The sequence below is a fragment of the Pseudoalteromonas piscicida genome (assembly GCF_002744175.1).
GTDB classification, from domain to species: domain Bacteria; phylum Pseudomonadota; class Gammaproteobacteria; order Enterobacterales; family Alteromonadaceae; genus Pseudoalteromonas; species Pseudoalteromonas piscicida_B.
The window spans coordinates 1-280 of record NZ_NKHF01000211.1 but is presented as its reverse complement, the minus strand read 5'-3'; the positions used below and the strand labels follow the sequence as shown (position 1 = coordinate 280).

The window sequence follows — 280 nt, the reverse complement described above, 5'->3', positions numbered from 1 at the left end:
CCAGTGCTTTGAATTGCTCAGCAAGGGCACTGTGTGCTTGCGCTTCGCTCATGCTGATAGTGCCACTTTGATCTGTATCTAGCGCAGCGAAATCTTCACCCGCCATCGCGTTTACAGAAGCAAAAGATAAACCTGTGATCGATAGTGCAATAAGTACGTTTTTCATCGTGTATTCCTCAAAATTTTTAAATACTGTTCGTTTTATGAAATTGGAGAGCGATTAATTACCCTTTAAAGTTCGCGAACTCTGATTCGCTTAGCTCGCCGTTTGCGTCGGTAT

Annotated in this window: 1 protein-coding gene; it reads right to left on the bottom strand. The window is 43.2% G+C overall.

Annotation, left to right across the window (positions count from 1 at the left end; all coding sequences use genetic code 11):
* A partial coding sequence (locus CEX98_RS23415; RefSeq protein ID WP_099644193.1) for a calmodulin occupies nucleotides 1–166 on the bottom strand: 166 nt, incomplete at its 3' end.
* Nucleotides 167–280: the final 114 nt, after the last annotated feature.